At 59.1% G+C, this 19,655-nt stretch carries 14 protein-coding genes and 7 pseudogenes; 15 read left to right on the forward strand and 6 right to left on the reverse strand.

Annotated features, from left to right (window positions below; genetic code table 11):
• Positions 1–293, forward strand: a 293-nt coding sequence (locus NKJ06_RS35865) for an ISAs1 family transposase (RefSeq protein WP_502905654.1), incomplete at its 5' end; no start/stop codon positions are given.
• Positions 294–378: 85 nt separating this feature from the next.
• Here NKJ06_RS35865 and NKJ06_RS28260 read toward each other — a convergent pair.
• The 3 genes and pseudogenes from NKJ06_RS28260 to NKJ06_RS35870 all read right to left on the reverse strand — a co-directional run.
• Complete coding sequence (locus NKJ06_RS28260) at positions 379–1,407, reverse strand: glycosyltransferase family 2 protein (protein ID WP_352811390.1); 1,029 nt, start codon at positions 1,405–1,407, stop codon at positions 379–381.
• Between the two features lies 1 nt (position 1,408).
• Positions 1,409–1,714, reverse strand: coding sequence for a hypothetical protein (locus NKJ06_RS28265; RefSeq protein WP_352811393.1), 306 nt, complete (start codon positions 1,712–1,714; stop codon positions 1,409–1,411).
• 274 nt (positions 1,715–1,988) lie between these two features.
• Positions 1,989–2,216: pseudogene (locus NKJ06_RS35870) on the reverse strand (IS3 family transposase); the annotation flags it as partial.
• A 223-nt stretch (positions 2,217–2,439) separates the two neighbouring features.
• On the opposite strand from NKJ06_RS35870, the gene NKJ06_RS28270 reads away from it, so the two are divergent.
• Positions 2,440–4,275, forward strand: coding sequence for a hypothetical protein (locus tag NKJ06_RS28270; protein WP_352811395.1), 1,836 nt, complete (start codon positions 2,440–2,442; stop codon positions 4,273–4,275).
• Positions 4,272–4,393, forward strand: a pseudogene (locus NKJ06_RS28275) (glucose-1-phosphate cytidylyltransferase); the annotation flags it as partial. The gene NKJ06_RS28270 and the pseudogene NKJ06_RS28275, both read left to right, overlap by 4 nt.
• 70 nt (positions 4,394–4,463) lie before the next feature.
• Here NKJ06_RS28275 and NKJ06_RS28280 read toward each other — a convergent pair.
• Positions 4,464–4,645, reverse strand: a pseudogene (locus NKJ06_RS28280) (GDP-L-fucose synthase); the annotation flags it as partial.
• Positions 4,646–4,822: 177 nt separating this feature from the next.
• On the opposite strand from NKJ06_RS28280, the pseudogene NKJ06_RS28285 reads away from it, so the two are divergent.
• The 3 genes and pseudogenes from NKJ06_RS28285 to NKJ06_RS28295 all read left to right on the forward strand — a co-directional run.
• A pseudogene (locus NKJ06_RS28285) lies at positions 4,823–5,487 on the forward strand (ISNCY family transposase); the annotation flags it as partial.
• An 82-nt stretch (positions 5,488–5,569) separates the two neighbouring features.
• On the forward strand, positions 5,570–6,733 hold the full coding sequence (locus tag NKJ06_RS28290; protein ID WP_352811397.1) for an IS110 family RNA-guided transposase: 1,164 nt from the start codon (positions 5,570–5,572) through the stop codon (positions 6,731–6,733).
• A 323-nt stretch (positions 6,734–7,056) separates the two neighbouring features.
• Positions 7,057–7,497, forward strand: a pseudogene (locus tag NKJ06_RS28295) (transposase); the annotation flags it as partial.
• 236 nt (positions 7,498–7,733) lie between these two features.
• Here NKJ06_RS28295 and NKJ06_RS28300 read toward each other — a convergent pair.
• Both NKJ06_RS28300 and NKJ06_RS28305 read right to left on the reverse strand, forming a co-directional pair.
• Positions 7,734–8,570 carry a sugar phosphate isomerase/epimerase family protein gene (locus tag NKJ06_RS28300; protein WP_352811398.1) on the reverse strand — a complete coding sequence of 279 codons (837 nt, stop codon included), beginning with the start codon at positions 8,568–8,570 and terminating at the stop codon, positions 7,734–7,736.
• 184 nt (positions 8,571–8,754) lie between these two features.
• Positions 8,755–9,579: a helix-turn-helix transcriptional regulator gene (locus NKJ06_RS28305; protein WP_352811400.1), complete on the reverse strand. Its 825-nt coding sequence runs from the start codon at positions 9,577–9,579 to the stop codon at positions 8,755–8,757.
• A 93-nt stretch (positions 9,580–9,672) separates the two neighbouring features.
• Between NKJ06_RS28305 and NKJ06_RS28310 the strand changes: the two genes are divergently transcribed.
• The 9 genes and pseudogenes from NKJ06_RS28310 to NKJ06_RS28350 all read left to right on the forward strand — a co-directional run.
• Positions 9,673–10,605, forward strand: a complete 933-nt coding sequence (locus NKJ06_RS28310) for a phytanoyl-CoA dioxygenase family protein (RefSeq protein ID WP_352811420.1) — start codon at positions 9,673–9,675, stop codon at positions 10,603–10,605.
• Between the two features lie 182 nt (positions 10,606–10,787).
• Positions 10,788–12,878, forward strand: coding sequence for an ABC transporter substrate-binding protein (locus tag NKJ06_RS28315; protein WP_352811403.1), 2,091 nt, complete (start codon positions 10,788–10,790; stop codon positions 12,876–12,878).
• Between the two features lie 110 nt (positions 12,879–12,988).
• Positions 12,989–13,996, forward strand: a complete 1,008-nt coding sequence (locus tag NKJ06_RS28320) for an ABC transporter permease (RefSeq protein WP_352811406.1) — start codon at positions 12,989–12,991, stop codon at positions 13,994–13,996.
• A 1-nt stretch (position 13,997) separates the two neighbouring features.
• Entirely contained in the window at positions 13,998–15,179 is a 1,182-nt protein-coding gene (locus NKJ06_RS28325; RefSeq protein ID WP_352811409.1) for an ABC transporter permease, read from the forward strand.
• A gap of 10 nt (positions 15,180–15,189) precedes the next feature.
• Entirely contained in the window at positions 15,190–16,860 is a 1,671-nt protein-coding gene (locus tag NKJ06_RS28330) for an ABC transporter ATP-binding protein (protein WP_352811410.1), read from the forward strand.
• A gap of 34 nt (positions 16,861–16,894) precedes the next feature.
• Positions 16,895–18,271: an alpha-glucosidase/alpha-galactosidase gene (locus NKJ06_RS28335; protein WP_352811413.1), complete on the forward strand. Its 1,377-nt coding sequence runs from the start codon at positions 16,895–16,897 to the stop codon at positions 18,269–18,271.
• A 142-nt stretch (positions 18,272–18,413) separates the two neighbouring features.
• The gene (locus tag NKJ06_RS28340) at positions 18,414–18,551 is read left to right on the forward strand and encodes a hypothetical protein (RefSeq protein ID WP_352811414.1); all 138 of its coding nucleotides are present in this window, start codon (positions 18,414–18,416) and stop codon (positions 18,549–18,551) included.
• 153 nt (positions 18,552–18,704) lie between these two features.
• Positions 18,705–18,968 (forward strand): annotated as a pseudogene (locus NKJ06_RS28345) (IS110 family transposase); the annotation flags it as partial.
• Positions 18,969–19,009: 41 nt separating this feature from the next.
• Positions 19,010–19,655, forward strand: a pseudogene (locus NKJ06_RS28350) (IS6 family transposase); the annotation flags it as partial.

Raw genomic sequence — 19,655 nt, forward strand, 5'->3', positions numbered from 1 at the left:
AGAAGACCGGCGCGGTCTCGATCGAGACGCGGCTCTTCATCTCCTCGCTGCCGCCCGACCCCGTCCGCCTCGCCGCCGCCGTGCGTGCCCACTGGAGCGTGGAGAACAATCTGCATTGGGTCTTGGACGTGGCGTTCCGCGAAGACGAGTGCCGCGTCCGTAAAGACCATTCGGCGCGCAACCTCGCCATGATCCGCCGCGCAGTGCTCAACATGCTCCGACGCGAGCCTTCAAAGACCTCGCTCACCCTCCCCACCCCGCCGAAGCCTTCGCTCTATGACGAGGCGCCGTAGCAGGTCGGCCTTGGCCATTAGAAAGAAGTCGTGCTTAAGGCCGGAAAACCGGATCGACCCTTCGACCACCTCGCCATAGCTGGATCTATAGCCGTCGAAGAGTTCGGACATTGGCCGAGCCTCCATTGCCGGATTTCCGAAACGGTCCACGGCTCTTGTCGGAGCCGACGGCAGGTATCGCCTTGTTGAAGCCGGTGAGCCGATCGATCACGTAAAGGGGCCGGCGTTTCACCTCGGCGTGGATGCTGCCGACGTAAAGCCCGGCCACGCCGGTCATGAAAAGATTGATGCCGCACAGCAGCGACACGATCACCACGGTGGATGTCCACCCGGCAATGACCCCGGTCTCAAAAATCCAGGCGAAGATTGCATAAGCACCGAAGGCTACCGCAAGCGCGGAAACCGCCAATCCGCCCCAGAGCGCCAGGCGCAGCGGTTGCTCCGAGAAGCTGACGATGGCGTGCACAGCAAGATGCACCATCTTCCAGAATGGGTATTTGGTTTGGCCATGGGCTCGTGCTGGGCGTTCGAAAGGCACCGCCGCCTGCTTGAAGCCCATCCAGCCGAACATGCCCCTGACGAAGCGGTCGTGTTCGGGCATATGCCTGAAGGTCTCCAGCGCCTTGCGGCCGACCAGGCGGAAATCGCCGACGTCGCGCGGAATGTCGACCGACGTCATCTGCTCCAGCAAGCGGTAGAAGAGACTTGCCGTAAAGCGCTTGAACCAGGATTCGCCCTCACGCTTGACACGGCGGGCATAGACAATTTCGAAACCTTCCTTCCACTTCGCCACCAGATCGAGAACGACCTCCGGCGGGTCTTGCAGATCGGCATCCATGACGATGACGGCATCACCGGCAGCGGCGTCCATGCCGGCCGTTATCGCGATCTGGTGCCCGAAATTGCGGGAAAGCTCGATCAGCCGGAAACGCGGCTCGGCGGCGACGGCATCCCGAAGATATTCGACGCTTCCATCATGGCTTCCGTCATCGACGAAAATCGCTTCCGCCTCTCCGTCCAACCGGCACATCAGCGAACTGATCCGCTCGACCAGTCGGGGCAGCACTTGTTCTTCATTATATATCGGGAGGACCAGCGAGTAGAGCGGCAACATGTTAACTTCCGTCCTGATGCTTTGGATCACAGAGTCTAGAATGAAAATGAAACGCCCGCCCATGCTCTCGCACATAGGCGAGCGCGCTCGACGCAGCATTTTCCGGCACGGGCTCCAAGATCATTCTCTTGATGGCGAAGAAGAAAGCCGCCAAGAGGCGCATCCTGCCGCTGATGGCGGGTAGGATCGTCCCAGCCGTTTTGAGAGCATCCGCTCGTTCCTGGGCTGGAAAGCTCGTGAGAGGCTGGCCGCGCAGCCAGCTCTCCACTTTGATCGGAGGAGCGAGGGACTCCACACGCAGCGCCATGTTGCTCTCCAAAGCTATCACCAAATGCTGAGCGACTTCGTGCGCGATCTCGCTTCTCTCTCAGAAACGGGGGCGCACCGTTTTCAAGGGAACGAGAACATCACTCGTTTTGCGCGTGCACTCAGCCCTCACTTAGTGTTGTAGCAACGGCCGTGCCATGGCTGTTCGCGTGCCTTAAGCTTCTGATTCGCTTTGAAATAGTTTGTACGCGCAAAGAGCGGCCCGTGTTTTGAACCCGACAGCCCTTGCACACGGTTGTCAGAAATCGGACAAGGATCAGTCGTGGTTTACGCGATTTCCGCACCTCGTCACTCTCTATGAGAGATTGGCCACGCGTCTGTCGAGCGATAGGTCACTCACCAGTTTCTTCAGCTTACCGTTCTTCTCCCTCCTCCTCGAGCTACTTCAACCGACGCATCTCCGTCGGCAGCAATCCGTAGTAATTTCTCTTTCTATTGAAATAGGTCGCCTGACTGCTCCCGGCCTTCCAGCAGATGTCCGCACCCCCCGTCACGGCCCTACTTCAAAATAATATAAAGCCCCTGTTGGGCGTCCGAGAATTTGGGGCCTTCGTCCACGAGCGGTCCAAACGTTGGGATCGGACCACGAGGTGAACAAACCTACCGATTCTTGTAGGCGATTGCGGGGCTCAGGTCGGTTAGAAGCTCCTTGACGCTGATATCCATTGGAATGCGCCGCGTCTAGGAGGCTGGCAGGAAGGGCCCATGACAAGAGAGAACCACTTTGCCAACGAAAGGACGTTGTCGGTCTTGCTGGAGCGGACCTTGCTGGCTCTGTCCGCTGTAACCACAGCAATCCTGTTCGCTTGGCTGCTATGCTACAGCAGTCATGGTTTCAATCTCGAAGACGAAGGTTTCTACCTCAACTACATCGCGAACCCATTTCCCTACGCAATCAATTGTCCGCCGTCCCTTTTTGGCTTCGTCTATCACTGGCCATATCAGTGGGCGAGGGGCGATATTGCAGTGCTTCGCATAGCCAACGTCACGCTTACCATGGCGCTGGGGTGGATTCTTAGCTTCCTTGCGATCCGGCGCCTCTGGACAGTGGGATGGCTACAGGCGGCGGTGCTATCGGCAGGGATCGCCAGCATGGCATCAATCGTCTTTCGCTTCCGGCTGACGCTCACCCCGAGCTACTATGCGCTGGCCTTTCAATCGCTCTTGATCATAACGATCGGCTTGCTACTGGCCGACCGGCCAGGGCGCATGCGCCAAGTCTTGGGGTGGATCCTGGTCGGCGTTGGCGGCTGGTGCTGTTTCATGGCCAAGCCGACCACCGCTGCAGCCGTTGCCCTCATCGTTATGCTGTATGTCGTCGTTTTGCGCCGAAAGTCGCTGCTACCCATGCTCGGCGCGGCACTGGTCGCTCTCGCTCTGCTGATTATGACCGCCTACCTGATCGACGGCGGCATCACCGGGCTGGTGACCCGTATGGTTAGCAGCGCTGAGATGGAAGTCCTGCTGGGTGCCGGACACGAGGTGTTTCGCAGCTTTCGGATCGACTGGCTCGCCACCAGTCGCTCGCAAGTCGCTATCGCTGTGTTACTGGCGACAACTCTTCTGCTGTGCATTCTTACAGGGTCTACGGACAAGTTGCTCCCATCGCTGGCGCTCGCTGCGGTGTTGATCGTAACAATAGCAATTGCGCTGCTGGGGATCGATCCAATCAGCATCCAGCCCTCGACCCTGTTCCTGGTGCCGGCCTTCACATGCCTTGGCGCGATGCTCTATCATAAGGGATTGGTTCTGCGCACCCAGCCTGCCACCAGCATCGCTCTAGCGCTAACCTTTTTGGTCCTGCCGCACGTATTCGCACTGGGCTCCAATCTCAATTACTGGTCCCTTGGCGCGCTCGACGCCTTGTTCTGGATGCTCGCGGTCGTTGCTTTCCTGAGCCCTCTTGCGCAACAGGGACGCAGCCTGGCCACCTTATTGCCCCTGACTGTGTTGGCACAGTTGCTCACTGCATCAGTCATCAATGATAGTATCCTCGACCCGCCCTGGGACATGAAAGATCAGCGCGCTTTTACCGCTGTCATGCCCATGCCGGGTGGTGGAAAATTGGTGATCGCGGAATCCCTCCACCACTATCTGGCCACGGCCAGATCCAAGGCTCGTGCGGCCGGCCTCGAAGCTGGCGCCCCTGTGGTCGATCTCACTGGCGACTCGCCGAGCCTGCTGTATGTGCTCGAGACGCGAGCGCTAGGTCTTCCATGGCTGATGGGATGGTTTCCCGGCAGTAACGCGGTGGCGGTGGAAACGATCGGACTTGAGGACTGCTCTGATCTGGCCAAGGCGTGGGTGCTGATCGAACCGGAGCGTAAGCATCATCTCGACCAAGCCAGTGTCATGGCGTCCTTTGGAGCCGGGCAGGCGGACTACGTCGCCGCCGCTACGTTCGATCCCCTCTTCGTTAACCGGGATTACCGAGTTGGTCGCCAATTTCTGTTAAAGCCCGTACGCCCCGCCGCGCCGGCGGAGCAATCGTGCCGGGAAGCCAGGCAACGGCCGGATAGCCAGAAATGGAGCCAACAATGAAAGCTGTGATCCTTGCCGTTGGAACCCGAATCTCCGAGGAACCCACCTTCGGCCCGAGCCCACGATCGAAATCGGCGGCAAGCCGATTCTGTGGCACATCCTCAAAATCAACTCGCATGCGGAAAGTTAGCTGACGAGAACTTCTGACCGACCAGCTCACCAGATCACAAAGATCATAACGAGGGATGTTAAACAGCAATGGTGCTTCCGTAGATGTCCATCTGACGGAGACCGTCGCGTAATTCAATTCGCGGCCGCCAACCAAGTGCTGTAGGCGGCTCGAATCCATGAGCTTCCGCGGCGTGCCGTCGGGCCTGGAGCGATCGAATTCAAATTCTCCTTGCCATCCCGACAGTTCCGCCACCAACTGGTGTCAACAACGGCGATGCGAGGCTGGATCTCTTCGTTGGTCGGCGACGGTATGTCGCGATCGACTCGGTCGCATTACTGTCGATGAAAGATGGAGTGGTTGCCGCCCTCCCCAGACGGCATCGCAATGTGCCAGGATAGTGGTGTTTACAGCCACTGAGCGGAAAGGACGCCGACCAATCTTGAGGATTCAGCATCATTTCGAGCCTTTGCGCGGCTGCCGTGGTCCTGGAGCCCGCAGAAGTCGGTGCTGCAAAAGACGATCAGCGCGATCCGGCCCGAGACCTGGGAAGAGATCAATCGGGCACTGCTGTCGAATGCCCGGCAGGCAAAACTGGAAGATGGCGGTGTCGTGCGGCTGGACAGCACTGTGACCTCAGCGCTCATGCACGAACCGAGCGACAGCAGTCTGTTGTGGGACGCCGTCCGGATCATGGTGCGCCTGTTGAAGCAGGCTGGTGCCTTGGCCGGCGGCGCCGGCTTGGGGGGATGGCGCGATCACTGCCGCGCGGCCAAAAAGCGAGCCCGCAAGATCCAGTTCACACGTGGTCGACCCAATCGTGTCCAACTCTACCGTGAACTGATTGCGATTACCCGCGCAACCTTAGCCTATCTGCGGCAGGCAGCCGCGCAATTGGCGTGGCGAGCAATCCGCTCGTCGAACTCTGGCAAGCCCAACTCTGTCACCATCGGCCGCTGATCTAACGCATTATCACACAGAGTGAGCGGCGGGTGTTGGCCGGCGAGTTGGTGCCGGCCAGCGACAAGCTGGTCAGCCTGTTCGAGCCCCATGCCGATATCATCGTCAAAGGCAGCCGCGATACCGAACACGGCCATAAGATCCTATGAGGAGGGTGGTTAGCGACCTGCGCTGTGGCAAAGGTGAGGTTGCTAAACCCTAGACACCCTACCTTGGAGGCCGAGCATGCCCGTTGCAGCACACCGACCCGATGCGTTGACTGCCATCCGCACTGATCTTGGCGCAATTTTCGTCTCGTTGGAACTCAGCCGCTCGAAATGGCTGATCACCTCGCTGTCGCCGGGCGCTGGCGAGAAGATGTCGAAACACGCAGTGGCGGCCGGCGACGTGGCCGGCATGCTGGCGCGGTTTGCCGAGCTCAACCGGAAGGCCGAGGCGCGGACCGGGAAATGCTTTCCGATCATCGTCGTCCAAGAGGCCGGGCTCGACGGCTTTTGGATCCACAGGGTGCTGCAGGCCGAAGGAATCGAAAGCCACGTCGTCGATCCGGCCTCGATTGCCACCTCACGCCGGCGGCGTCGGGCAAAGACCGACAAGATCGACGGCGAGGCGCTGGTGCGCGCGCTGCTCGCCTATAAGAGGGGCGAGCCGCGCGTCTGCGCCATGCTGCGGGTGCCCACCCCCGAGGAAGAGGACCGCCGCCGCCTCTCGCGTGAGCGCAAGGCCTTGACGAACGAGCGGACCCGCCATGTCAACCGCATCAAAGGCCTGCTGTTTGCACAGGGTGTCTCCGGCTACGAGCCGTTGCGGCGCGATCGGCGCAGGTGCCTTGAGGCGCTGAAGACCGGCGACGGGCATCCGCTGCCGGACCATCTGAAGCAGCAGATTGATCGCGAACTCGAACGGCTGGAGCTGCTGATGGAACAGATCAAGGCGGTCGAGGCCGAGCGCGACGCCATGCTTGCGACCGAGCAGAGTGCCTCGCCAGCCCCGGCCATGCTGCTCGACCTGAAGGGCATCGGGCAGGAGTTTGCCGCCGTGCTGTGGACGGAGGGCCTGTCGCGGCACTACGACAACCGACGACAGCTGGCCGCCTACGCCGGCCTGGCGGCGCCCCCCTGGCAAAGCGGCTCCGTCTCACACGACCAGGGCGTTTCGAAATCCGGCAATCCAAGGCTGCGAACTACGCTGATCCAACTCGCGTGGCTATGGCTGCGCCATCAATCGCAATCGGCGCTCTCCTTATGGTTCAAGGAGCGGGTGAAGCAGAACGGCGGGCGCCTCAAGAAGGCCACGATTGTGGCGCTCGCCCGCAAGCTACTCGTGGCGCTGTGGAAATACGTCAACGCTGGCGTCGTCATCGAGGGGGCGGTCATGAAGAGCGCCTGATGCCGATTGCCGCTCACCCATGGAATGTCAACTAAGCACTTCTTCCAGGGCTTGATCAGTCCTGGCGGATCCAGGTGGACGAACCGAAGGTTGGGATGGCCTGAAATGCCTCGCCACAAGAATGGTCCCGTCCTCCTGAGCCCGTACCCGCCGCAAGCGGGATGTTGGTGCCGCTGTTTCGAGCAGCGACCGTATATAAGTTGGATTGGGCTCGGATAAACGGGCCGCGTCATGCCATCGGGCTCAGACCATGGATTCCGCAACACATCGAGAAGGTGAAGAAATGTTGCCCTGACACACCCGTTCCGTCTTTACCTTCCTCATATAAGCTCAACCTGACCACCGGCAGGAGCGGCATGATCCTCGATCTGGTGATCGAGGCGGGTAATCCACGCGACAGCGATCGATTGCTGCCGATGCTGGAACGCCACATCGCCTTCTATGGTCACGCGCCGCGGCAGGCGGCGGCCGACGGTGGCTTTGCCAGTCGCGACAATCTGGCTACAGCCAAGACCTTGGGCGTTCGCGACATGGCATTCCATAAGAAAGCCGGCCTCAGCATCGAGGACATGGTCAGAAGCAATTGGGTCTACCGCAAGCTGCGCAACTTCCGTGCCGGCATCGAGGCCGACATCTCATGCCTCAAGCGCGCTTATGGATTGGCCCGCTGCACCTGGCGCGGTCTTAATCACTTCAAGAGCTACGTCTGGTCCTCGATCGTGGCTTACAATCTCGTCCTCTTCACGCGCCTCAAGCCGACCTGATGCCGCCACTATTGGAATTGTAGTCCCACCGGCCAAAGCCGGCCTCGCGGCGTGCGCGTGATCGCGCCAACAACGCCTTTCCGCTCGATAGCCTGCCCTCGATCCTGTCCTTGACGCTTAAAAGCGTTCTCGTCGAGGACAAGTGATTGTAAACACAACAGAATACGTGCGTTTGTGCACGGAAACTAGTCTACCGGTTCCGGCCTGAACCAGGCACGGCTGCGCCAACAGCCCTGTCAATCAGTTCGCGACGTTTCCCAAACCTGTTGGACCCTCTTTCTGATAAGCAACGCTTCGGACCATCGATCCGTCGTTTCCTCGCCGTCCGGACCGGTGATCGCATACGGTTTAGGGCCGAGTTCGCATGTGAACGGCAACTTGGCGTCGGGTGCGGCACGTTTCCTCCAACTCCGAAAGCCATAGCCCCACCAGTCGAGAAACTGATCGAACCACATCTGGTGCTGCGGAAAGGAGACTTCGATTTGGACCTGTTCACGTGAGGCGACCCGACCGTGCAAGGCCCAGCAGTTGTCGAGAATCCTGCGGATATCAAGACGGTTCTCCTCCGATATCGGCCACGCGAATTCGCGGCCGACAACGAAGTGGGAGATGTCGCCAAGAAGTTTCAAATCCGGAACGCAGTCAAGCAGATCCAGAGTGAAATGGAGGTCCGTGGTCATGCGGTCGCGATGGGTCTCAATGTACACGTCGACCTTGGCTTCTTCAGCAAGGCGCAGCCAACCTTCGAGAAGCGGAATGCAGTCCTGCAATCGGCGGGGGCGAACGTCCGGCTGGAGGGCGATGTGATTCACGCCAAATTCTGCGGCATTTTCGAGGACCGGCTTGAGATCGTCGATCGTCTTCGGGAAGCATTGGCCTTCAACAAGAAGCCCGCTTCCTTTGAGCAGCGCCGACAGCCGCTTTACATATTCACGGTCATACCATCCCGCGCTGACGCCCCGAAAGCCCGCATGGGCGATCTTCTCGACATTCTCCTGAAGGCTCAGTTCATGTCGCTTCGCACTTCGCTGTTCCATAGCCCAGAGAGACTGGAAGACCAGAAGCTCCTGCATCAGGTTCCTCCTTGAGTTCTGTAAGCGACCTCAACTTGCTGAGGAGGCTACCTCAATCCCTGCCATCATGTTCATTCACCCGAAGCTGGGACGGCATGAAATACGCGAGCGACGAGGGGGTCGGTTGGTGCATTTTCTCTATTGCTAAGGTTTGAAGATTGTTGCGGGATTGCCTCGCTCCAGATCACGACCGGCTGTGCCGCTCGCGGAATACGCTAGGCGAGCAGCCTTCGAGGCGCTGGAAGAGACGCGAGAAATAGAACGGATCCTCCACACCAACTGTCCGAGCGATTTCGTCAATTCTAGTCTCGGACATCGTCAAAAGCTCCTTTGCTCGATCAATTCGGATGCGCAGCTGATACGCTTTGGGCGACATGCCGGTTGCATCGACAACCTTGCGCCGCAGCGTTGCCAGCGACATGCCCGCTTGGGCAGCAAATGTCACCAGTGAGAGCGATGCGCAAGCCTTGTTACGCAAAGCCGCCAGAACTGTCTGAATATCCTTCCGTTTCTCGGCAGAACTACTCATCGTTGCCTGTCGGGCGACCTCAACAACCAGCCGATGTAAAGTTGCCGCAGCACTGCTGTGGCCGATGGCGGTGTCGTCCGCCAATTCTATGCGAAGCGACGCAAAAAGCCTCTGGACCGCTGCCGGGTCGATCAGTGAAACAACTGGGTTGCGTTCCGAGATCAGTCGCAGCCGTAGGAAATCCCGAACGAGCGCGCCGTCGAAAAGCACCCACCGCTCGCTCCAGCCTGCGACATGCGGACCATAGGAGTGTGTCCGGTTGGGGAATAGCCAGAAAAACGTCGGCGCTTTTACGTCCACTACGCCGACCTGCTCCGTTTGCAATCGGCCCTCCCCACTCTCTACGAGGACGCCGGCATAGCCCGGCAGCTTGCGGTTCTCGATTGGAGAAAACACCTGTTGCTGGCCGACACTGCTCACGGCGAGGCCGCCGACGCTCGCCAAGGGTGACCGATATAGTGCGAAATGTCGATCATCCATGAGCGAAAAGTCCAGGTACTGGATTAGTCCATGTCAAACCAGCACATAATGAGGGAGATTTGCGTGATCTGCAATCCGCCGGATTTGACCTATATGTCCCAAACAGCTGTCGCCCAAAGCAACATCAGTGCGTCGCCAATAGCCTTGGTCGCCAACGGCAAGACCTTGTCGACCGCGCAGAAGCGCCTTGGGAGGTTGGAACCGACCGATCCCGCGATTGGCATCGAGGCGATCCGCCGCCTCTATGAAGAGCACGGCTATGTTTGGCTGAAGGGATTCTTGAAGCGGAAGGATGTCGTTGATTTCCGAGGATGGGTTTTCGGTCATCTTGCCGAAACGGGCCTGCTTGAGAAAGGAACCGACCCTTCGCTCGGGATTGCGACCCCCGAAGGCTTCGACAAAGCGAAATCCGACAAAAAGCTGATGTCGTTAGTGCGCTCCGTTTCCTTCGAGGGGTTTTGTTCGCAACGGCGGCTTTCCACCTTCATGGATGGGTTTCTCGCCGGAGTGTCTTATCTGCACAAGCGCAAGATCTTGCGGTTCACGCAGCCCGGCACGCCGGCCGCCACGCCCGCGCATTACGATCTGGTCTATCTGCGCGGCGGTACCAGCCGCATTGTGACGGCTTGGATTCCCGTCGGAGATACGGCAATTGACATGGGCGGCCTAGTCTACCTTGAAGGGTCGCACGACATCGGCGCGCGCATGGAAGCGGAATTTGCCGAAAAGAATAACGAACTCACGCCCGAGGAACGCGTCAGCGCTTTCAACCGAAACATGACTGAAGGCGGTTGGGTGTCGAAGGACCTTCCGGACATGGCCGAGCGCTTCGACAGACGCTGGTTGATCGCGGACTATGAAGCGGGAGACATCGTGTTGCACTCGCCCTTCATGATCCACGCCTCCACGGCAAACCAAAGCGCCAGCCGGCATGTCCGCCTGTCTACCGACATACGCTTCCAGAACGTTGACGATGAAATCGACGTGCGGTGGAACAATCACTACACACTCAACGACATGCTGTAACCACGCTGGAGCGATGCACGTTTTCCCAAGGGCGCGCGCGTCAAGACGCGCGATTAGGATGGGCATCGCTCGCCGAAGAGAGACCGCCAACAGGTTCAGGCAGCGGAACACTCGGCCCAGGCAGTCTCGCAGCCAATGAGGAGGATGTCGGCCTTTGCCGGCAGAACAACGGGAGAAAATCGATGACGATCAAACGTGGTCTAGGCAGAGTCGCCTTGCTGCTGCTTGGGGTCTCTGTCCTCGCGCAGGCCGCACGCGCTTCCGAGCCGACCGTCGTGCCCGAACAGCCGCCGTTTGCGGCGCAGGGCAAGATCACTTACGTGCCGCGCGACTCGATCCTCGAATTCAAGGCCCTGCCGGAATATCGCGAGCCGGAATGGGTCACCGAAAAATTCGTCAAGACCGGGAAGCTGCCGCCGGTGGCCGAACGCCTGCCGAAGGAGCCGATGGTCTTCAAGACGGGCAATATGCCCGACGGCATCGGCGTCTATGGCGACACGTTCCGGAACGTGATCGGTGGTCGGCCCGAGGGGTGGAACTACAGCGCTGGTCAGGCGCAAGGCTGGGGCGGCATCGATATCGCGATGTCCGAGTGCCTGACGCGCACCTCACCGCTGTTCCAGGTGCAAGCCAAGGACATGGAACCGCTGCCCAACCTGGCGAAGAGCTGGGAATGGTCAAAGGATGGACATGATCTGACGATGCATCTCATTGAAGGTGCAAAGTGGTCGGATGGCTATCCGTTCGACTCCGAGGATGTGATGTTCTACTGGGAGGACAACGTCCTCGATCCGAACGTGACCCCGCTCAACGGTGCTTCTCCCGAAACGTTTGGCGCCGGCACCATGCTGAAAGCGATCGACAAATATACAGTCGCTTGGACTTTCAAGGATGCGTTTCCCCGCCAGTATCTCTACTCCATGGCTTATGGCGCCTTCTGCCCCGGCCCGTCACATATCCTGAAGACGAAGCACCCGAAGTACAATAAGGATATGACCTACGAGCAATACAAGAACGGCTGGCCAGCCGACTTCATGAACATCCCGGTCATGGGCGCATGGGTTCCGGTGTCGTATCGTCCGGATGACATCATCGTATTGCGCCGCAATCCCTACTATTGGAAAGTCGATGAAGCTGGCAACCAATTGCCATACCTTGACGAAGTCCACTACAAGCTTTCGACTTGGGCTGATCGCGACGTACAGACGGTAGCCGGATCGTCGGATTTTTCAGCCCTGGAGCAGCCTGAAAACTTCGTCGAATCACTGAAGCGCTCGGCGGAAGAAACCGCACCGGCGCGCCTTGCTTTCGGGCCGCGTGTCATCGGATACAATTTATTTATGAACTTCTCGGCCAACGGTTGGGGTGAGCCGGACGAACGTGCTCAAGCCATTCGCGAACTGAACCGCAACGTCGACTTCCGCAAAGCCATCACGATGGCGATCGACCGCAAGGCGCTTGGCAACTCACTCGTCAAAGGCCCATTCACGGCGATCTATCCTGGCGGTCTCTCTTCGGCGAACAGCTTCTATGACAGGAAATCGACGGTCTACTACCCCTTCGATCTCCAAGGCGCCAAGGCGTTGCTGGCAAAAGCTGGTTTGAAGGATACGGACGGTGACGGCTTCGTCAATTTCCCTCCCGACAAGCAAGGTGGCAAAGACGTCGAGATCGTTATGCTGGGCGACAGCGAGTACACGACCGATAAAACCCTTACCGAAGGCGTCGTCGGCCAAATGGAAAAGCTCGGTATCCGCGTGATCTTGAAATCGCTAGAGGGCAAGCAGATTAGCGCTGCGGCCGGGTCAGGCCGTTGGGACTGGATGGTGGCAAGAAATTCTGCCTCTCTCGTTTCGACAGTGCAAGACACACCAGAGCTCGCAGCACTTGGGCCGCACACGAGCTTTCAGCATCACGCACCAGAAAGCGGCGAACTCGACCTCATGCCTTTCGAGCAACAACTCGCCAACATCGTGAACGAATTCATCGCGAGCAATGACGATGGCGCGCGCGTCGAATTGATGAAGCAATATCAAAAGATATCGACCGAGAACATCAACTCAGTCGGACTGACCGAGTATCCTGGTGCAGTGATCGTCAACAAGCGCTTCACCAACATTCCAGTCGGGGCGCCAATCCTCATGTTCAACTGGGCACCGGATTCACTTATTCCCGAGCGCATGTTTGTGCCGCAGGACAAGCAGGGCGATTATGAACTCTTCAAGGAGAGCCTGCCTGGCAAGCCGGGTGTAGGCGAAGGTCCCGTAAATTGATCTGCCTTCCTCTCAGGCGGTCGGCCCCTCGGGGTCGGCCGTTGGAGGAAGGGGGAGCGCAGCTCTATGCCATCCGAGGCATTTCCCTGTTCGATGTTGGAGAAGCGATCATGCTGAGGTTCCTCACCATGCGCATCGCTGCGGCGATCCCGCTACTCTTCATTTTGAGCGTCGTCACGTTTGCCATCATTCAGGCACCCCCTGGTGACTACGGCGACTATATCCGGACGCAGGCGATCAATCAGGGTGGCGCGTCCTACGAAGAGGCAGAAGCGCAGGCGCAGGCCTACCGCAAGGAACATGGGCTCGATAAACCCATGTTGGTTCAATATGTCAGGTGGATTACAGGTATCGTGACGGCTGGAGATTTTGGCTACAGCCTTTATTATAACAGGCCAGTCAGAGATGTCATCGCGGAGCGCCTGCCGAGAACATTAATACTTGCATTGTTTTGCCATATTTTCGCATCTATACTTGGCATCGGCGCCGGAATTATTGCCGCTACGAAGCAATATTCCTGGATAGATACGGTTTTATCCGGCATCTCGTTCCTCGGCATGACGGTGCCGCGCTTCTTGATGGCTCTAATCATCATTTATATCCTGGTCTTTCAGCTCAACGTATCGGAAATCGGCAACTTCTTTTCACCGCGCTATGGCGGTGCGCCTTGGTCCTGGGAAAAGTTCGTTGATCTTATCCAACATGTCTGGCCTGTGGCTACGATCGCGATCTTCGGCGGGCTGGCCTACAATATGCGAGTGATGCGGGGGAATCTCCTCGACACGCTCAATGCGCAATATGTCGAGACTGCTCGTGCAAAAGGGCTGAGCGAGAGCCAGGTAATCCTCCGACACGCCGTTCCCAACGCATTGCATCCCCTGATCATGTATCAGGGCATGGTGCTGCCCTACATGCTGGCGGGCGAGATTGAGACTGCCATCATCTTCGGCCTCCCGACAGTCGGTCCGGCCATCGTTGGGTCCATGCAGGTCGGCGATGTCTATGTCACCGCTACCTTCATGATGTTGCTTGCCGCCACGCTGATCGCCGGCAACATCATCGCTGACATGGTGCTTGCTTTGGTCGATCCGCGTGTCCGTCTCGCGGGAGGGAACTGAGATGAGCCTGACCGCCGAAACGTTGCCGGTTGCTATCGAGCCCGATCACCACGAACATATTCAGACGCCTCCAGAGCCGGCATCTGCGTCCGCCGCGCCCGCGCCGCATGAGCACAGCGAAAGCTACATCGCGCTGGTATGGCGACGCTTGAAGCGCTCCTGGACCGGAATGCTGGGGCTGATCCTCGTCAGCGCGCTGCTGCTGATGGCCGTCTTCGCCGACTTCCTGTCGCCAGTCAACCCGAAGGCGACGGACGTCGCTTTTGCGCCGCCGCAGACCATCAGCATGACAGACCGGGACGGGAATTTCGTCTTTCCGCCGCGCACCTACCAGATCAGCGAAACGGATGAACTCGACCCGGTCACGTTCCAGCCGATCGTCGGTCCCGACTACGAAAACCCGCAGACGCTCGGCTTTTTCGTCAAGGGGTTCGAGTACAGGCTTTTCGGCCTGATCCCGGCGCAGCGGCATTTCTTCGGCGCCACCGACGGCAGCGCCGTTCACCTGCTCGGCACCGACAAGTTCGGCCGCGATGTGTTGTCGCGCATCTTTTATGGCTCGCGTATTTCGCTGATGATCGCGCTGACCGTGGTGGCTATCGTAACGATGGTTGGCACGACGGTCGGCATGGCATCCGGCTATTTCGGCGGCCGTTTCGACCGATGGGTGCAATGGTTCGTCGATCTCGTTCTGGCGTTCCCGCAACTGCCGCTCTATCTCGCACTGACGTCGCTGATCCCGGTGACCGCGCCGACCAATGTCTTCCTCGCCTTCGTCATTGTTGTGATGTCGGCGCTTGGCTGGGCGCAGCTTGCCCGTGAGGTGCGTGGCAAGACGCTGGCGCTGGCCCGCATCGACTATGTGCGCGCTGCCATTGCAATGGGCGCCACTGACCGCCGCATCATCTTCCAGCACATCCTGCCGAATGTGATGAGCCATGTAATCGTGGGGATCACGATGGCCATCCCCTCGGTAGTTTTGCTGGAATCTTTCCTGGGCTTCCTCGGCTTCGCCGTGAAGCCGCCGCTGATCTCCTGGGGCCTGATGCTGCAGGACACCGCGACCTATTCGGTGATCGGCTCCTACCCGTGGATCCTTTCCCCGGTGGCCTTCGTGCTGATCACCGTCTTTGCGTTCAATGCGCTGGGCGACGGTCTGCGCGACGCTGTCGATCCGTATTGAGGAGGTACCCATGGCTTTGGAAGTTGTCCAGATCACGGCTCCCGAGGAACGGCGCGACCTCGCCGCCAAGAAGGACAAGCCGATCATCAATGCCCGTCATGTCGGCGTCGAGTTCACCGTCGAGCGCGGCAAAATCCTGGCGGTAAAGGACATCTCGTTCCAGCTCTATCGCGGCGAGACGGTGGCGATTGTCGGCGAGTCCGGTTCGGGCAAGTCGGTGACGGCACGCACCATCATGGGCCTGCTATCGAAGCGCGCGACGGTAAGCGGCCGCGCCAGCATCGAGTATGACGGCAAGAACGTGCTCAAGTTCAGCGACAGGCGACGGCGGGCATTGCGCGGCGACCGCATCTCGATGATTTTCCAGGAGCCAATGAGTTCGCTCAATCCTGTCTACACGATCGGCAGCCAGATCGCCGAAGCGATCCGTGCGCACCGCCGCGTGGGCCGCAGGGAGGCGATGGCGCAGGCGCTCGACCTGCTTAGGCAAGTCCAGATTCCCGATCCGGAGGCGCGCCTCAACCAATATCCCCATCAGCTCTCGGGCGGTCAGCGCCAGCGCGTGATGATCGCGATGGCGCTGGCCAACAAGCCGGATGTGCTGATTGCGGATGAACCGACGACGGCGCTCGACGTCACCGTCCAGGCGCAGATCCTGAATCTGATCCGCAATCTCCAACGCGAGATAGGCATGGCGGTGATCTTGATCACCCATGACCTGACCGTTGTGCGCCAGTTCTCGGACTACGTCTATGTGATGAGCCAGGGCGAGGTGAACGAGCACAACACGACAGAGGCGTTGTTCAGGAATCCGGTGCACCCCTACACCAGGAAGCTGCTGGGTTCAGAACCACGCGGCAACGCCAACCCGCTGCCCAAGGATTCACCAGTGATGCTCGAAGGCAAGGATGTGCGCGTGACCTATACGCTAAAGAAGGGCGGCTTCTTCAATCCGGAATATACGCAGCTACACGCCGTCAACAATCTGAGCATCAATCTGCGCCGGCACGAAACCCTTGGGCTGGTGGGCGAGTCAGGGTCGGGAAAGACAACGTTCGGTCAAGCGCTCATCCGGCTGATTGACATCAATGCCGGGCAGATTTTCTTCGAAGGCAAGCCTATTCAGGCGAATTCGCGTGAGGAGATGCGACCGCTGCGCTCGCGCATGCAGGTCGTGTTCCAAGACCCTTTCTCGTCGCTTAACCCGCGCATGTCCGTCGGCCAGATCATCGAGGAGGGCCTTATCATCAACAAACTTGGCGCGACCAAACCGGAACGCCTCGAAAGGGTCCGCGATGCGCTTGCCAGCGCCGGGCTGTCGTCAAACATACTATCGCGGTTCCCGCACGAATTCTCCGGCGGCCAGCGCCAGCGCATCGCGATCGCCCGGGCCATTGCGGTCGAGCCTGAATTCATTCTGCTTGACGAGCCGACCTCGGCGCTCGACCTCTCCGTTCAGGCGCAAATCATCGACCTTTTGCGCAGCCTGCAGGACGAGCGCGGCCTGAGCTACCTGTTCATTTCGCACGATCTCAAGGTCGTCCGCGCACTCTGCCACCGCGTCGTGGTCATGCAGCACGGCGATATTGTGGAGGAGGGCCTGGTCGCCCAGGTCCTCTCCCATCCCAAAACCGCCTACACCGAACAGCTGGTTCGCGCCGCTTTCCAAGTCGCCGCGTAGGCTCACATCCACTCCCAAGCAAAGGCATACCGACATGTCCAGGCAACCCAAGATCACGTTCATCGGCGCCGGCTCGACGGTGTTCATGAAAAATATCATCGGCGATGTGTTGCAGCGGCCGGCGCTATCCGGTGCGACGATCGCGTTGATGGATATTAGCCCTGAGCGGCTGGAGGAGAGCAAGACCGTCGCCGGCAAACTGGCGAAGACGCTCGATTCTCCCGCCAAGGTCGAGACCTATTCCGACCAAAAGAAGGCGTTGGAAGGCGCGGATTTCGTCGTCGTCGCCTTCCAGATCGGCGGCTATGAGCCGTGCACGGTGACCGATTTCGAAGTCCCGAAGAAGTACGGTCTGCGTCAGACGATCGCGGATACTCTAGGCGTAGGCGGCATCATGCGCGGCCTGCGCACCGTGCCGCATCTGTGGTCGATCTGCGAAGACATGCTCGCGGTCTGCCCGGACGCCATCATGCTGCAATACGTCAACCCGATGGCCATCAACACTTGGGCGATCGCGGCGAAATATCCGCGGATCAAGCAGGTCGGCCTCTGTCATTCCGTGCAGGGCACGGCACACGAACTGGCGCGCGACCTCGATATTCCGCTCGATGAAATTCGCTACCGTGCCGCCGGCATCAACCACATGGCTTTCTTCCTCAAGTTCGAGCAGCGGCAGAAAGACGGCGGCTACCGCGACCTTTATCCAGACCTGATCCGCGGCTACCGCGAAGGCCGGCTGCCTAGGCGCTCGACCCAGTACAACGAGCGCTGCCCCAACAAGGTGCGCTACGAGATGCTGACGCGAGTCGGTTATTTCGTCACCGAGAGCTCGGAGCATTTCGCCGAGTATACGCCCTATTTCATCAAGGAGGGCCGCGAGGACCTGATCGAGAAATTCGGCATTCCGCTCGACGAATATCCCAAGCGCTGCATCGAACAGGTCGAGAAATGGAAGGGACAGGCCGCCGCCTACCGTTCAGCCGAGAAGATCGAAGTCAAGTCTTCGAAGGAATATGCCTCCTCGATCATCAACTCCATCTGGACCGGCGAGCCGTCAGTCATCTACGGCAACCTGCGCAACAATGGCTGCATTACTTCGCTCCCGGATAATTGCGCCGCCGAAGTGCCCTGCCTCGTCGATGAAAACGGCATCCAGCCGACCTATATCGGCAAGCTGCCGCCACAGCTGACGGCCCTTATCCGCACCAACATCAACGTGCAGGAACTGACGGTCGCAGCGATGATGACGGAGAACCGCGAGCATCTCTATCATGCCGCGATGATGGACCCGCATACGGCCGCGGAGCTTGACCTCGACCAGATCTGGCACCTCGTCAATGACTTGCTCGCCGCGCATGGCGATTGGATACCGACATGGGCGAGACCGAAGAATGCCCTGAAGGCCGCCTAGACGGTGGGGTCAAGTGCGACTTACGAGAGGTAGTGTTGGTCTATCTCTCGCGAGGAACCGAGCCTATGGCGCGCGGCTCGGATGGGCGAGCGCTGCCCGCCAGTTCACCTCGTCATTCGCACCGTTGGCGCTAGCCTTCCTGATGGCGCGGACGTCCGTGGCCAATTCGCTCTGGATCCTGGTCATCGCTGCCGCGAGTGGCGTCATCGCCTTCCTTGCCATCGCGCTGCTGAGAAGGCGTGACAGCCCGATTGGCGGGAACGCGGGAGGGGCGACCTAGCAGGTGATTCTTTCCTGAGTAGAGCCCGACGCGCATCCAGCGTAAGACCTTATGTCCTTGCTGGTTGCCGGCTGTGAGGTGGTTCGCCCTACACTGGCAGTGTTGAAACGAGGGTTGCTCGTCGAGCCTATCCTCATGCCAGGAGGACGAACCATGGAAGAATATAGCGAAGTTTTCGTAGGATTGGATGTTTCGAAGGATCGGCATGCTGTTGCTCTCGCCGAGAGCGGGCGTACCGGCGAGGTTCGATATGTCGGAGAGATATCCTCCGATAGTGCGTCAGTACGCCGCCTCGTCCGCAAGCTCGGACGCCCGGGTGTACGATTGAGATTTTGCTATGAGGCTGGACCTACCGGATACGGTCTGAAGCGGGAGATCGAAGCGCTTGGCTATGAGTGCGCCGTGATGGCGATGTCACATAAACGAAGCATCAGGATTTTCAGCATAGACGCAGCCCTATGAATAGGCCCGCTGTCCGCTACAAGCGCCATCGTTACCCGCCGCAGATCATCGCCCATGCGGTCTGGCTGTACTTCCGGTTTCCGCTTAGTCTTCGTCATGTCGAGGAAATGTTGCTGGAACGCGGGATCGTCGTTTTCTATGATGACAATCCGACGTTGGGGAAAGAAGTTTGGGCCCGATTACGCCCACCGGTTGCGCCGCAAGCAGCCAAGCCGCGACGATATCTGGCACCTTGATGAGGTGGTGATCACCATGGCGGGCAAGAAACACTGGCTGTGGCGTGCCGTTGACCAGGACGGGTATGTGCTCGACGAAATCGTGCAAGCCCGGCGCAATACCAAGGAGCCAAGGGCTTGCTGACCCGGTTGAAGAAGCAGGGCGGCACTCCAAAGCGTATGATCACCGACAAGTTGCGTTCTTACGCTGCCGCCAGGCGTCAGGTCATGCCGAATGTCGAACACCGCTCGCACAAAGGCTTGAATAACCGCGCCGAGAATTCGCACGTATCGCTGCGAAAACGGGAGCGGATGATGCAAGGCTGTGTTTCGGCGTGGAATAAGGGGTCTGACGCACTCTTGATGAAGTTCGGGATCATACGGCACCGATCAGCCTGGCTTGCAGGAGGTCGAGCTTTCCGCGTCC

Origin of the sequence: Mesorhizobium sp. M0293 (genome assembly GCF_040321735.1) — a bacterium.
Lineage (GTDB): Bacteria > Pseudomonadota > Alphaproteobacteria > Rhizobiales > Rhizobiaceae > Mesorhizobium.